General features: G+C 48.6%; 12 protein-coding genes. 9 read left to right on the top strand and 3 right to left on the bottom strand.

From position 1 onward, the window contains the following. Nucleotides 1-407 precede the first annotated feature (407 nt). From pcrA to H6G00_RS15370, 3 genes are all read left to right on the top strand, one after another. Nucleotides 408-2756 carry a DNA helicase PcrA gene (gene pcrA, locus H6G00_RS15380; protein ID WP_190797427.1) on the top strand — a complete coding sequence of 783 codons (2349 nt, stop codon included), beginning with the start codon at nucleotides 408-410 and terminating at the stop codon, nucleotides 2754-2756. 124 nt (nucleotides 2757-2880) lie between these two features. After that, nucleotides 2881-4182 carry a glycoside hydrolase family 3 N-terminal domain-containing protein gene (locus tag H6G00_RS15375; RefSeq protein WP_190797426.1) on the top strand — a complete coding sequence of 434 codons (1302 nt, stop codon included), beginning with the start codon at nucleotides 2881-2883 and terminating at the stop codon, nucleotides 4180-4182. A 103-nt stretch (nucleotides 4183-4285) separates the two neighbouring features. After that, nucleotides 4286-5059, top strand: coding sequence for a TPM domain-containing protein (locus H6G00_RS15370; RefSeq protein WP_190642345.1), 774 nt, complete (start codon nucleotides 4286-4288; stop codon nucleotides 5057-5059). A 54-nt stretch (nucleotides 5060-5113) separates the two neighbouring features. On the opposite strand, the gene H6G00_RS15365 is transcribed toward H6G00_RS15370, so the two are convergent. Further along, on the bottom strand, nucleotides 5114-5854 hold the full coding sequence (locus tag H6G00_RS15365) for an SDR family oxidoreductase (protein ID WP_190642344.1): 741 nt from the start codon (nucleotides 5852-5854) through the stop codon (nucleotides 5114-5116). Nucleotides 5855-6103: 249 nt separating this feature from the next. On the opposite strand from H6G00_RS15365, the gene H6G00_RS15360 reads away from it, so the two are divergent. Beyond that, entirely contained in the window at nucleotides 6104-7072 is a 969-nt protein-coding gene (locus tag H6G00_RS15360; protein WP_190642343.1) for an AraC family transcriptional regulator, read from the top strand. A gap of 313 nt (nucleotides 7073-7385) precedes the next feature. Here the strand turns inward: H6G00_RS15360 and katG are convergent, their stop codons facing one another. Together katG and H6G00_RS15350 are read right to left on the bottom strand one after the other, a co-directional pair. Then, nucleotides 7386-9614 carry a catalase/peroxidase HPI gene (katG, locus tag H6G00_RS15355; RefSeq protein WP_190642342.1) on the bottom strand — a complete coding sequence of 743 codons (2229 nt, stop codon included), beginning with the start codon at nucleotides 9612-9614 and terminating at the stop codon, nucleotides 7386-7388. A gap of 409 nt (nucleotides 9615-10023) precedes the next feature. After that, on the bottom strand, nucleotides 10024-10587 hold the full coding sequence (locus H6G00_RS15350) for a TetR/AcrR family transcriptional regulator (RefSeq protein WP_190642341.1): 564 nt from the start codon (nucleotides 10585-10587) through the stop codon (nucleotides 10024-10026). A 129-nt stretch (nucleotides 10588-10716) separates the two neighbouring features. Here H6G00_RS15350 and H6G00_RS15345 point away from each other — a divergent pair, with 129 nt between their 5' ends. From H6G00_RS15345 to bla, 5 genes are all read left to right on the top strand, one after another. After that, nucleotides 10717-11316: a glutathione S-transferase gene (locus H6G00_RS15345; protein WP_190642340.1), complete on the top strand. Its 600-nt coding sequence runs from the start codon at nucleotides 10717-10719 to the stop codon at nucleotides 11314-11316. An 11-nt stretch (nucleotides 11317-11327) separates the two neighbouring features. Then, nucleotides 11328-12284 carry a pyridoxamine 5'-phosphate oxidase family protein gene (locus tag H6G00_RS15340; protein ID WP_190797425.1) on the top strand — a complete coding sequence of 319 codons (957 nt, stop codon included), beginning with the start codon at nucleotides 11328-11330 and terminating at the stop codon, nucleotides 12282-12284. Nucleotides 12285-12349: 65 nt separating this feature from the next. Further along, the gene (locus H6G00_RS15335) at nucleotides 12350-12772 is read left to right on the top strand and encodes a nuclear transport factor 2 family protein (RefSeq protein WP_190797424.1); all 423 of its coding nucleotides are present in this window, start codon (nucleotides 12350-12352) and stop codon (nucleotides 12770-12772) included. Between the two features lie 56 nt (nucleotides 12773-12828). Continuing rightward, nucleotides 12829-13365: an MBL fold metallo-hydrolase gene (locus H6G00_RS15330; RefSeq protein WP_199318509.1), complete on the top strand. Its 537-nt coding sequence runs from the start codon at nucleotides 12829-12831 to the stop codon at nucleotides 13363-13365. 205 nt (nucleotides 13366-13570) lie between these two features. Continuing rightward, the gene (gene bla / locus H6G00_RS15325) at nucleotides 13571-14554 is read left to right on the top strand and encodes a class A beta-lactamase (protein WP_190797423.1); all 984 of its coding nucleotides are present in this window, start codon (nucleotides 13571-13573) and stop codon (nucleotides 14552-14554) included. Nucleotides 14555-14570 lie beyond the last annotated feature (16 nt).

The raw sequence follows: 14570 nt of genomic DNA, 5'->3' as shown, positions 1-14570 counted from the left end.
AAACTAATGGGGAACTAGTTGTGGGCAGTTTCATTCATGAAGTAAATTTACAGAGGAATCTTTCACTCTCGGTATCTGTGCTGATTTGGTATTGCTAAAATGCAAATTTGTGTTGGTTAACGTGAATTAAAGTGAGCAATTTGAAGTGTTGACGACTTTGCCCTAATAGACTTTTTGGTTTGTTCGATTCAACAAATTGGACTGCATCTACTAGCCCACAAAATTCCCTTGAATTTGTGGGTCAATCAAAAGCGTTCAGTATTTCCGTGGAGGCGCTGGTACTTGTCTGCTGTGGAGATACTGGCGGATATGCGATCGCCCTGCCTCCGCCATGAAGCTTATAAATACGATACTCTTGACTAGAAGCAACTTCTCTTTAAGTCGCTTGACTGTCGCTCTAGCCATCCATGACCCAAACCATCGATTATCTCAGTCATCTCAATCCATCTCAGCGTCAAGCAGTTGAACATTTTTGCGGTCCGCTGCTGGTTGTAGCAGGGGCAGGTTCTGGCAAAACGCGGGCACTGACTTACCGAATCGCCAATCTAGTGCAGACGCATCGAGTTGACCCGGAAAATATCTTGGCCGTTACCTTCACGAATAAGGCGGCACGGGAGATGAAGGAACGGATTGAGAAACTGTTTGCCGACCGGGAGGCGCAGGCAAAGTATGGCAAGCCTCTAGAAGCTCTGCCTGAGCGAGATCAGGTAAAGCTGCGATCGCACGTCTACAAAACCATTACCAAAGAACTGTGGATCGGCACCTTTCACGCCCTCTGCTCTCGGATTTTGCGGTTTGACATCGACAAGTATCAAGACCCGCAGGGGCGAAGCTGGAAGAAAAACTTCTCGATCTTTGACGAATCGGATGCTCAAGGACTGGTCAAAGATATTGTCGTGAACCAGCTCAACCTGGATGACAAGAAGTTTGATCCGCGTTCCGTTCGCTATGCCATCAGCAATGCCAAAAACCAGGGCTGGTCGCCTGCTGATATGGAGCGGGAGCAAGCGAACTTTCGGGGACGCACGATCGCCAACGTCTATTCTATGTATCAGAGTGCCCTGGTTGAAAACAACGCTCTCGATTTTGACGACCTGATTTTGATTCCGGTGCAGCTTTTCCGCCAGAATGAGCAGGTTTTAGCATACTGGCACAAGCGATTTCGCCACATTCTAGTAGACGAATACCAGGATACTAACCGCACCCAGTACAACTTGATCAGCTTACTGGTGACCAACGGTGCAGATTCGCGCAAGTTTGATGACTGGAACTACCGATCCATCTTTGTGGTAGGTGATGCAGATCAGTCAATCTATTCTTTTCGGATGGCGGACTTCACTATTCTGCTAGACTTTCAACAAGATTTTGGCGATGGCTTGCCCGATGACGACACCCGCACAATGGTGAAGCTAGAGGAAAACTACCGCTCTACTGAAAACATTCTGCAAGTTGCCAACCACCTGATTGAGAATAACACTGAGCGAATTGATAAAGTACTGCGTCCAACACGGGGAGCTGGCGAAACGATTTTTTGCTTTCGGGCTGACGATGAAGTTGCCGAAGCAGAGTTTGTAATTGGTCAAATGCAGCAGATGGAGTCCCAGAATCCAGAGTTGAACTGGGGCAGTTTTGCCATTCTTTATCGCACCAATGCTCAATCTCGCTCGTTTGAGGATGCGCTAGTCAAGCGCAGCATTCCCTACACGGTCGTGGGTGGGCTGCGATTCTACGACCGTAAGGAAATTAAGGATGTGTTGGCGTATTTGAGGGCGATCGCCAACCCTGCCGACACTGTGAGTCTGAAGCGCATCATCAACACCCCTCGTCGCGGCATTGGTAAATCCACGATCGACCGACTTGAGACTGCTTCCAGAGAGTTAAATGTACCGCTGTGGGAGATTCTCAGCGATGAGACTTCCGTGAAGACTCTGGCAGGACGGTCTTCTAAATCCGTGCTTAACTTCGCTCAGGTCATCCAATCCTGGCAGGAAAAAGCCGATTCTCTACCTGCTTCCCAAATTGTTCAGGGCATTTTAGATGACTCTGGCTATTTGCAAGACCTGAAGATTCAGGGCACCGACGAAGCAGAAGAGCGCTTGGGCAACGTTCTAGAACTTTACAATGCGGTTCTGCAATTTGAAGAAGATACCGAGGACGCGAACTTATCGTCCTTTCTGGCAAATGCCTCACTTGCTTCTGACCTGGATAACTTGCAGGAAGAGCAGCAGTCCAAAGTTTCGCTGATGACGTTACATTCCTCTAAGGGACTGGAGTTTCCAGTTGTCTTCCTGGTAGGCATGGAGCAGGGGTTGTTTCCCAACTTCCGCTCTCTGGAAGACCCTGCCGCGATTGAGGAAGAACGCCGTCTCTGCTATGTGGGCATTACTCGTGCGAAGGAACGGCTGTTTCTCACTCATGCCCGTGAACGACGGCTGTATGGCTCTCGTGAACCTGCCAGTCCGTCGTTGTTTTTGGCAGAGCTGCCTCGTGACATGCTGCTCTCAAATAGTGCGAAGGCAATTCCTGTGCGCTGGACGCAGCCGAATGCCGAGATTAAGCAAAAAGTCGCTGATTTGCCCAACACCCATGAGGATGACTGGACGGTGGGCGATCGCATTATCCACAAAGCCTTTGGAGAAGGCAAAGTCACTCACATCTTTGGTGCAGGCAACAAAATCTGCCTCGCTGTCAAATTTCCTGGCATCAGCCAAAAAATCATTGACCCCAAAATTACCTCAATCCAACGTGTGGAATAGGAAACTTAGTATCTCGTGAAGAGGTGAGCTTGGAAAAATACCTACCATGGGTCGCTGTTGAATTGCGAAAGAGCATCCAGGAGGTTGTATCTAAAATAGAGCAATCTTTGGTTGATTCGTCTTCATGTTTTTTCTGCTTAAAAGTTTAAAGCTGCTTCTGGTGATCGCCACCTTATTATTTGCCTGTATCTTCAGAACTCCTTTTGCTGCGGGGTTGAGAGGATGGACTTTTGGGTTAATTCTTTTCATCAGTTTAGGAATTATTGCTTCTGAACTCATTACCTGGAAAGGAGAAAGAACAAAAACAAAACTCATTATTCAGTTTTTGGTGGTGGCGATCGCCAGTTCTGGCTTTTTCATTGCAACCGGTACAGAAGCCAGATTCAACTGGATTAAACACAGCGTACTCAACACAGAAATTATCCGATTAGAGAATTTAGGTCGGCATTTTGTGGTGGGGTATAGGAACTTTGATGAAGTTAGAGAGTTAGTTTCTAAGCGGGCGATCGGGGGAGTTTTTATCACTGCTCGTAATGTGCAAAACAAAACAAAGGACGAAATCAAGCAGGAGATTCAGACCTTACAAACAATTCGCCAAGGTCAGGGATTGCCTCCTCTATGGATTGCTACCGATCAGGAAGGAGGCATGGTATCTCGATTGTCTCCGCCGCTGACGCTGCTACCTCAACTTTCAAGCCTGATTGACAGCGCAGCCATTGACCGAAGCAAAGACGAAGTTGTGAACTATGCAAAAACTCACGGTAGCGAGTTAGCCGAAGTTGGAGTTAATTTGAACTTTGCGCCAGTTGTGGATTTAAACAAAGGCGTTATTAGCCCCAACGATAAATTCTCACAAATCTATCAAAGAGCAATTTCTACAGATGCAAACATTATCACAAAGGTAGCTTCCTGGTACTGCCAAACTCTAGAAGAATATGGTGTGAGATGTACCTTAAAGCATTTTCCTGGACTGGGAAGAGTGGAGACAGATACTCACCTTGAAGATGCAGAGCTTCAGACTCCGGTTGAGGAGTTAGCCCGTGAAGATTGGATACCTTTTCGGACACTAATGTCTGATACTCAGTCTCTTACCATGCTGAGTCATGCAAAACTAGTTGCGGTAGACCCTGAACACCCAACTTCATTTTCTAAACCAGTGGTGACAGGAATTTTGAGAGATGACTGGAATTATAATGGCATTTTGATTACGGACGATTTCAGTATGGGAGCCGTTTATCGCAGTAAGGATGGGTTGAGAAATGCAACGGTTAAAGCGATTAATGCAGGAGTTGATCTCGTTCTCATCTCTTATGATAAAGATTTGTATTATGAGGCGATGGATGCTTTGTTGAAGGCAGATTTAAGGAATGAGTTAGAGCAGCAAGCTTTAGAAGAAAGTCGCAGAAGGCTGGAGACCATTTCATAGAGATACCCGTTTTGCCGCATTTCAAAGCATTCTATCGATACGGAGGACAAAGTCTGTTTAGAACCAGTAGGATCAAGCTATGAGGTTGCTGGCAGAACGATGAATGCTCAAGCGAATTTTTGGGATTGCTTTTTTGCTGCTATCACTCATGTTATTTACGCCAACTGCTCTGGCCGTTTCTTTGGATGCCGTACCCAATCTCCAGCAGTTTAATGGAAGGGTAACAGATATGGCTGAAATGCTTAGCCCTGACACAGAGGCAGAGTTGAATCAGCTTGTCTCAAAGTTAAATACTGAGAAGGGCAGTGAGGTGGTGATTATAACTGTGACAGAAACTCCAGCAGATATTACCTCAAAACAATTTGCTGCCAGCTTATTTGACCGTTGGGACATTGATCACTCGGCTCAAGTTCCTGGAGTTTTGCTACTGGTTTCTAGGGGCGATCGCCGCATTGAAATTCGGACTGGAATCAGAGCTATTGGAATGTTGCCAAATAGCCGCGTTCAGCGAATTATTGCACAGATGCAGTCATCTTTCAGGCTAGAGCGGTTTGACCGTGGAATTTTAGTTGGCGTTCAAGCGCTGGTTCAAGTCTTGCAAGGTTCTCGCCATACCTCGTTTCCAGCCTGGTTAGCTTTTTCTCTCCTATTTGCTGTAAGTGGTAGCGTTGCCGTCTTCGGTTGGCTAAGAGGTTCGCCTAGAAGCACTTTTGAGGGTATCAGCGAAGATAACTTTCGGGAGTGCATTAACTACTATCGCAGCACTGGGAAAGATATCAGCACCATCTATGGCGGCAATGGAACTGATACCTATGGCGGTGGTGATGGTGGTAGCTGTGGCGGTAGTGATGGAGGCGGTGCTGGAGGGGCCTGGTAGTCGAACAACTTAGCCAAGAGGTATTGATTTCAACACTCTAACATCAGTTAGTGCTTAGCTGCTCTGCCCGGTCGGTCGAACGATGATTTCATTCACATCTACATCTGCGGGCTGCTCGATCGCAAAGGCAATGGCACGGGCGATCGCCTCTGCTGGGATGATCGCCCCGCGAAATTCTTCTACCCACTGTGCTGCTTCAGCATCGGTGATAGTGTTGGGAAGTTCAGATTGGGTCACTCCAGGTGAGATCACCGTAACCCGGATATCCGTCGATTCTTGCCGCAGTCCTTCAGAGATGGCCCAGACTGCAAACTTGGTTGCACAGTACACGGCGGCTGTCGGATATACGTTGTGTCCGCCGATCGAGGATAGATTCACGAACTGCCCAGAGTGTTGCTGCTTAAAGGTCGGCAGGGCAGCAGCGATGCCGTGAAGGACACCACGAATGTTTACGTCAATCATGCTATTCCACTCGTCGATCTTTAACACGTCTAACTTAGAAAGCGGCATTATGCCTGCATTGTTCACCATTACATCAAGGCGACCAAACTTGTCTTTGGCAAACTCGACAAAGGCTTGCATCTCCTCAAGGCTAGTCACGTCCAGAGCGTGATATTCTGCTACGCCACCTTTCTCACGGATTTCGGAGGCGATCGCTTCGAGGCGATCGGTGCGTCGTGCCCCTAATACAACCCGTAAACCCTCACGAGCAAGTAATCTAGCAGTAGCTTCACCAATACCGCTACTCGCGCCTGTAATCAGCACAACTTTTTGGGTATTTTCGTTAGTTGTCATGAGACTATCTCTCCTAAATGAAAGGGTGATAATTGCCGTTAAGATTTAGCTTCACCTACTAGTTAGCAGCTTGAAGAATAAACGCTTTTTGCTTTTTCACGGACAGGTTTATCGTAGGCTGAATCCGCTTTTGCCTAAATACATAGTCCTTGCAAATGATTGCCTAATCCTCTCAAGTAGGGCGTTAGTTAGAGAAAACATTCTCTATAATGAACCCATGAAAAGTGTTCCATCAGTCAGGAAATCAGCATGACGGTCAAGACACTAAACCATGAAGCTGCGATCGGCGCTTCTCCTAGTAGGGAGGCTTTGCTAGCGCAGCAGCGCTTGGCGATCGCCAAATGTGCAGAATTGGCGGCATTAGTTGATCGGCACACGAGCAGTGAGAGAAGCGGCTATTATCCAACCGCGATCGATCCCTTAGTGTTTGTGCGTTGTGATAATTCCAAAACTATACAGGATGTTAGTGAACCACTGTTTGCTATCGTGGTGCAGGGTGAAAAAAAGTTATCGCTCAATGACGAAGTCTTTCAGTATGGTGTTGCTCAATATTTGGTGATGTCGGTGGACTTGCCGCTGAGCGTCTGCATGATAGAAGCGACACCCGATCAACCTTATCTCGGCTTGAAGCTAAAGCTAGACCCCGTCCAACTCTGTGAGATTATTGCTCAAACGAATCCAGATATCGATAAGCAAGAAAACTCTGTGAGAGGATGGTGCGTTAGTGATGCCGGCCCGTCCTTGATTGATTGCGCCATTCGGTTAGCAACGTTGTTAGATACACCGCAGGATATTCCGTTTCTCGCTCCGATGATTGTCCGCGAAATCTATTACCGTCTACTCACCGATAAACAAGGTGAAGCGGTTCGTCAAATTGCCACCTCTGGCAGTAATATGCAACGCATTGCGGAAGTGATCAGACAAATCAAAGCAGAGTTTACCAAACCACTGCGAGTTGAGGAGTTAGCTGAACAGGCGAACATGTCTGCTGCCTCGTTCCATCGCCACTTCAAGACAGTCACCTCAATGAGTCCTCTGCAATATCAAAAACATCTGAGACTGTTAACAGCGCGTCAGATGATGCTTGGTGAGGCGATCGATGCAACTCAGGCTGCTTATCGAGTTGGATATGAGAGTACTTCGCAATTTAGTCGTGAATATTCCCGGATGTTTGGTGCGCCACCAATGCGGGACATTGAACGGCTGCGAACGGCTTGAGCAGAAACTCCTGCTTTGCACTCAAGGGGACGGTGGATCTGTAGTAAAGTCTATCGAAACGCTCTTTGGAGTCAGTGTTTGAGAAGATGAGATCGGCAGCGATCGCTTATCTCTAGAAGTTTTTGCGATATAACCAGCGTCCGTTCGTTGGGACTATAAATACTTTGACGCAGGGTTTAAAGCAGAGAGCGGCATTTCAAGACAAGTTGAAACGCCGCTCTCATTGTTGTCTCTCGCTTCTACCCGCGTTCAGGATTGTCGCAGGTTAGCGTAGCCTCAACCTATAATCACTGATGACTGGCTGACGTTACGCTCAGAAACCTCTCGCAGAGCTTGTCGCTTGGACTGCGCGAAGATCATAACGGTCAAGGTTCATCACCTTGTCCCATGCCGCCACAAAGTCTTTCACAAACTTCTGCTGCGAGTCCACCGCTCCATAGACTTCTGCAAGGGCTCGGAGCTGGGAGTTTGAGCCGAAGATGAGGTCAACACGGGTAGCGGTCCACTTTTGTTCGCCGGTTTTGCGATCGCTCCCCTCAAACTCATATTCAGCTTCAGAGGTCGCCTTCCACGTGGTGCCCAGGTCGAGCAGATTGACGAAGAAGTCATTTGTCAGCGTCTCTGGTCGGTGGGTGAAGACGCCGTGCTTGTACCCGCCAAAGTTTGCGCCCAAGACGCGCAAGCCGCCCAGGAGAGCCGTCATCTGAGGGGCTGTTAGGCTCAGCAACTGCGCCCGATCGACCAACAGCTCTTCGAGCGATTCGCTGTGTTTGCCGCTCGTGTAGTTGCGGAACCCATCCGCAGTTGGCTCAAGCACCCCGAAGGACTCAACATCCGTTTTCTCTTGCAGCGCATCCGTGCGTCCCGGCTTAAAGGGAACCGTAACCTCGTGACCAGCGTTCTTTGCTGCTTGCTCAATGCCTGCGCAGCCGCCCAGAACGATCAGGTCAGCGATCGAAACCCGCTTCCCGCCAGACTGCGAGCTGTTGAACTCCTGTTGGATTCCTTCCAGGGCTTGCAGCACCGTTGCTAACTGGTCTGGCTGGTTGACTTCCCAATCCTTTTGCGGCGCGAGGCGAATATGTGCCCCATTCGCGCCACCGCGCATGTCGGAGCAGCGGAACGTTGAGGCCGACGCCCAAGCGGTTGAAACCAGTTGGGAGACAGACAGTCCCGAAGCAAGAATCTTGGCTTTGAGAGCGGCGATGTCCTGCTCATCAATTAAGTCATGATCGACTGCGGGAATGGGATCTTGCCACAAGAACTCTTCCTGAGGAACCTCTGGTCCGAGATAGCGCGATCGCGGTCCCATGTCGCGGTGAGTTAGCTTGAACCACGCCTTGGCAAACTGCTCTGCGAACTCATCTGGGTTGTCGCGATAACGCTGCGCAATCTGGTTGTAGATGGGGTCCATCTTCATGGACATGTCCGCTGTAGTCATCATGGGGGCGTGACGTTTCGACGGATCGTGTGCGTCGGGCACCGTACCTGCACCCTCGTCGCCCTTGGGCTTCCATTGCCACGCACCAGCGGGGCTCTTCGTCAACTCCCAGTCATATTTGAACAGGGTTTCGAGATAGCTGTTGTCCCACTGCGTCGGCGTGGGGGTCCATGCGCCTTCGATGCCGCTGGTGATCGCATCGACACCAACACCCGTGTTAAAGGCGTTCTTCCAACCGAGTCCCTGATCGATGACGGTAGCCCCCCCTGGATCAGGACCTACGTGTGTCGCTTCGCCCGCACCGTGACACTTGCCAAAGGTATGCCCACCAGCGGTGAGCGCGACTGTTTCCTCGTCGTTCATCGCCATCCGACTAAAGGTCTCGCGAATATCACGCCCTGATCCGATCGGATCAGGCTCACCGTCTGGACCTTCTGGGTTGACGTAGATCAGTCCCATCTGAACGGCGGCAAGAGGATTCAGGAGCACGCGATCGCCTTCGTAACGCTCATTACCGAGCCAGGCTTTCTCAGAACCCCAGTAGATATCTTCCTCTGGCTGCCAGACATCCACGCGCCCACCAGCAAAGCCTAACGTCTTGAAACCCATTGACTCAAGTGCGCAATTGCCAGCGAAGATCATAAGGTCGGCCCACGAGATCTTCTTGCCGTATTTCTGCTTGACTGGCCAAAGCAACATGCGCGCCTTGTCAAGGTTGGCATTGTCAGGCCAACTGTTGAGGGGCTCAAACCGCTGGCTACCCGAGCCCGCGCCGCCGCGACCGTCGCCAGTACGATACGTGCCGGCACTGTGCCAAGCCATCCGGATGAAGAGCGGTCCGTAATGGCCGTAGTCGGCTGGCCACCAGTCCTGGGAGGTGGTCATCAACTCATAGATATCTGCCCTCAGGGCAGCTAAGTCAAGCCTCTTGAACTCCTCAGCATAGTTGAATTCCTCACCCATAGGATTTGCTTGGGGGGTGTGCTGGTGGAGGATACTCAGATTCAAATAATGCGGCCACCAGTCCCGGTTTGACGGCATATGACGAGGCTGAGATTTCTGACCGCCGCCCGTAAATGGGCATCCGCTTCCGCTGCTCATACTAATTTCCTATCAAAATGTGTGGGTGTTCTTCTGATGTACTGCGGGTATTGCAAACAAATAACACATGGACAATTATTGGGATAACACACGGACAATTATTGGGATAATCAATAAGCAATAAATCGAAGAGAAATATAATTAACGTTATGATTCGCAACAATGAGTTTTCGATTCGAAACAAACGATTATCCTAAATAGCCCAAGAGTGAGCCTGTACAAGCACCTGTACAAGCATAGGTATCCATAAGATGCAAAGCAGAGGGCGCGCTGTCGGGCTATCCCGTTTCATGTGGTTGACTGTAGTGTCCCCTGCTTCAGTTCCACCTATCCTCACTAACCTATCACTAGGGCAGAGCGATCGCCTCACTCACCCTTTTGATCTTACCCATATTTAGAAACTTCAGGTTTATGCGGGTCGGCAAAGCGTTTCAGGTAGCTGTTGGATAATCCGTCGGAATGGAGCCGGGTCTTCTAACCCTTGCGCTAGGATAAGTGCTCCTTGAACCAGGATGACCCCATCTTCTCCTCGTTGCCGAGCCACTGTCTCGTCCATTCCAGCATCAATTAGAACAGCAGCGATCGCCTCAATCCATACTTGCAGAAGCTTGCTGACTCTACCCTGAAACATATCTTTGGCTGATCCCAACATCAAAGCTGCCAGCAAACAGGGCTTTTGTCCACTGTCATAGGCTTTGTTGAGGCGATCGCACATCTTTTGCAGCCGCGTCAGCGCATCTCCTTCAGTTTGCAGCGCTTCTAAAGTAATTTGCTGTAGCCCTTGTTCTAGTGTCGTCAACACTGTTTCTACCATTTCATCTTTGCCGCCCGGAAAGTGGTGGTAAAGACTCGCCTTCCCTAGACCTGTAGATTGAGAAATTTTTGAAAGTGTTGCCCCGTCGTAGCCAAACTGCCGAAACAGGTCAAGCAGCTCTAACACATGATTTTGTTTGGATGTGGCTGATTTAGACATAGGTTTTGAAACTATAGGTTTTGAAACTACGGAAGAAGAGATTTTTGACCTTATTGACAATTCTACCGAACGTTCGGTACAGTAGCAGCGTACCGAACGTTCGGTACATAAAATCAAAGGAAAATCAAAATGATTAAGCTCTATGGTCACGAACTATCTGGCAATAGCTACAAAGTTCAATTGTTTTTGTCTCTGCTAAATCTAGACTTTGAGTGGATTAAAGTCGATTTGATGAAAGCAGAACATAAGTCACCCGAGTACCTTGCCCTTAACCCCTTTGGACAGGTACCTATGCTGATTGATGGCGAGACCAAACTTGCAGATGCACAAGCAATTTTGGTGTATTTGGCACGGCAATATGGTGGAGAGGAGTGGCTCCCATTGGATGCATTACCCCTAGCGCAAGTGGTTCGTTGGCTTTCAACAACTGCGGGCGAAGTGCGCCAAGGTCCTGAGAATGCACGACTCTATCATTTATTTAGGATGACGAATATTAACATCGAGCGAGCTACTCAAAAGGCAGAGTACATCCTGGCGCAACTCGATAAACATTTAAGCGATCGCACCTGGTTAGAATTTGAGCGTCCTACCATTGCTGATATTGCGGTTTTCCCCTACGTTGCTCTGGTTCGCGATGGCAAAATTGACCTCTCACCTTATCCTAATGTGTTGGCATGGATCGATCGCGTTAAACACTTGCCTCACTACATTCCAATGGCAGGAGTATAAGGAGGAAGATTATGGTTGCATCAGGTTGGTCACACTCTGAATCCCCTTTTCATGCCGGTGAACTAGCCATCCAGACCCGTCTGGGCGTGCAGGAGCGAATTGATAAGCAAGGGCGACGAGGCATTCGCAATTATCTTCCTGAACAGCATCGCCAGTTCTTTGCCCAACTTCCCTATCTAATTGTCGGAACAGTAGATACAGCAGGTAATCCTTGGGCTTCTATTTTGGTTGGGCAACCGGGATTCATCTCCTCACCGAGTGATCGCACTTTACAAGTCGCTGCTGCACCGCTCTTTAGCGATCCCCTAACAACTACACTTGCGAGTGGCATTGACATTGGTTTACTCGGGATTGAGTTGCATACTCGTCGCCGCAATCGGATGAATGGTACCGTCACCGCAGTTCGTTCTGAGGGCTTTGATGTGCAGGTAGGTCAAAGTTTCGGCAACTGCCCTCAATACATTCAGGCACGGATGTTTGAGCTAGAGGACCATGATGTGATGCCTAAACCCGTTTACTCAGTTGAAACCTTGGGAGAAGCGGAGCGGTCCATGATAGCGATCGCAGATACATTTTTTATCACAACTGCCTATCAGTCTGACTCAGCCGGGTCAGCATCAGGAGTAGATGTTTCCCATCGAGGCGGCAAACCAGGTTTTGTGCGAATCAACGATGATAAAACACTCACCATTCCCGACTTTTCTGGCAATCACCAATTCAACACCTTTGGCAACTTAGAGTTGAATCCTCGTGCAGGACTGTTGTTCATCGACTTTGAGCGAGGAAACTTACTTTATCTCACTGGCAGTGCCCAAGTGATTTGGGAGGGAGCTGAAATCAGGGCTTACCCTGGAGCAGAGCGACTGCTGCGCTTCCAGCTTGAGAAGGGCGATCGCGTGGAGGGCAACCTTCCCTTACTCTGGTCAGAGCCAGAGTTCTCACCTTTCTTAGCTCAAACCAGTTCATGACAATCCCTCAGCCCTCACTCACTCTGAATCAAAATAATTCACTTTCTACACAGGAACCTAACACTATGGAAATCAAACCACCCCTTCCCCCCTTCACATTAGAAACCGCAACAGCCAAAGTTCAAGCAGCCGAAGATGCCTGGAATACTCGTGACCCAGAGCGAGTTGCTCTAGCATATACCGAAGATTCTGAGTGGCGAAATCGAGCAGAGTTTTTGCATGGACGGACCGCGATCAAAGAATTTCTCAAGCGCAAATGGGCAAAAGAGCTAGACTACCGCTTGAAAAAAGAACTTTGGTGCTTTATGGATAATCGCATCGCTGTGCGCTTTGAATATGAATGGCATGACGATTCTGGCTTTTGGTACCGCGCTTACGGCAATGAAAACTGGGAGTTTGCCGAAAACGGTTTAATGATGCGACGATTTGCCAGCATTAACGACGTACCTATTCAAGAGTCCGAACGCAAATTTCGCTGGGAGCGGTAATTAGGAAGTCAGTAAAAAAGTTAAATTTTGCTTTGCTCAACTCATGTTGAAGCGGTTTGCAGCCTTTTGAGACGTTAAATGAGTACGGGCAACTCATGTTTCCGGTTGCCACTGTTTATGTTTGCAAGCCTGATGTTGATTTATGGCTTGATCCCACGAATGTAGAGCGATCGCATCTCGATCGCAGATATTTCGGTGAAGCAGTTCAGACGATTACACCCTATCTCAATGCAGGTAAGCTTGAAACGTTTTCTGGTGAGACAGCCATCTTACCAGGCATCACCGCACTTCCTACACCGGGGCACACACCGGGACACAGCTTTTATGCCGTTGAAAGTGGGGGCAAGAGTATCGAGTTTTACGGTGATATTGTTCACTTTGCTTCGCTTCAATTTGCAAATCCTGAAATTACTGTTGTTTACGATGTCGATGCCAATGCCGCAGCGGAACAACGAGCGACACAGTTTGCCCGTTTAGAAGCATCACGTCACTTGGTTGCAACTGCACATTTACCGTTTCCAGGAATAGGGCATATCTGTGCAGAGGACGAGGGTTATACCTGGATTCCTGTAGACTATTGCTGGCGCGATTAATAAGCGTGAATACTGAAATCCTGTTCCCGTCTTTGAGGCTTGGGGCGACACAGAAAATTTGAGTCGATATGGCATTTATGCAATAGCCCGAACACCTGATGCAATCACACAAGATTGGTTAATAACAAAATTCAGGAGAACCGTTTCCGAAATTTTAGGAATAGCGCGTGTAGTCCTAGCTGCTCCCAACTCCAGGTTAAAGTTTATGATTCAAGGGATTAAAAAAGCTTGGCTTCGCCCATTTTGCCTGTTTTTGCTGACTGTTCTACTCACTTTCGGTTGTACAAGTATTAACTCCAATAATAGGGAAGCGACCTCAAGCAGTCAAACTCGTACGCCAAGCGAAATTACAACATCCAACACCGATCGCAACAACCAATTACGCGATCGCATTGAACAAATCTCTGAGGTTGCTCAAGGGCGGGTTGGGGCAACAGCCACCGTACTGGAAACCGAAGAGTCAGCATCTCTGAATGGAGGTCAACAATTTCCAATGCAGAGCGTTTACAAGTTTCCGATCGCGATGGCAGTTTTGGCTCAAGTCGATCAAGGAAATCTGGAGCTGAACCAAAAAATTCGGATTGAAGCAAGCGATATCGTTCAAGATAGTCAAATTCTAGAGGAGAATTCCCAAGGAAGGGAATTCCGTTTAGCTGAATTGTTACAGTACATGGTTTCTGAAAGTGATAGTACGGCTTGTGATGCCCTATTACGACTCATCGGTGGACCACAGCGTGTCATGGAGTATTTAAGCCGTCTTGGCGTAAATGATATCGTTGTAGCGAACACAGAGAACGAGATTCAGTTCGAGCAAGACCCAACATTGCAATATCGTAACTATGCAACGCCGGATGCAGCCGTTAATTTATTACGTGCTTTCCATGAAGGGCGAGGGCTTTCAGACTCCAGTCAGGACTCATTGCAACAATGGATGATAGAGACCTCGACAGGTCCAAACCGTATTAGGGGACTATTGCCTGAGGGAACAGTTGTAGCGCATAAAACAGGGACTTCAGCTACTGTTGATGGAGTGACGGCTGCAACTAATGATGTGGGGCTCGTAACGCTTCCAAATGGGCAACATTTGGCGATCGCCGTCTTCGTTTCAGATTCTAGAGCAAGCGATACAATCCGTGAGGAGGTCATTGCAAAAGTGGCAAAGGCAGCCTGGGATGAATGGAGTCAATAGCCTTTCTCTAGCGTTT

This window comes from Leptolyngbya sp. FACHB-541 (assembly GCF_014695875.1).
In the GTDB taxonomy this organism is placed as follows: Bacteria; Cyanobacteriota; Cyanobacteriia; order Elainellales; family Elainellaceae; genus JAAUTN01.
This window is presented reverse-complemented; position numbering and strand designations above follow the sequence as displayed.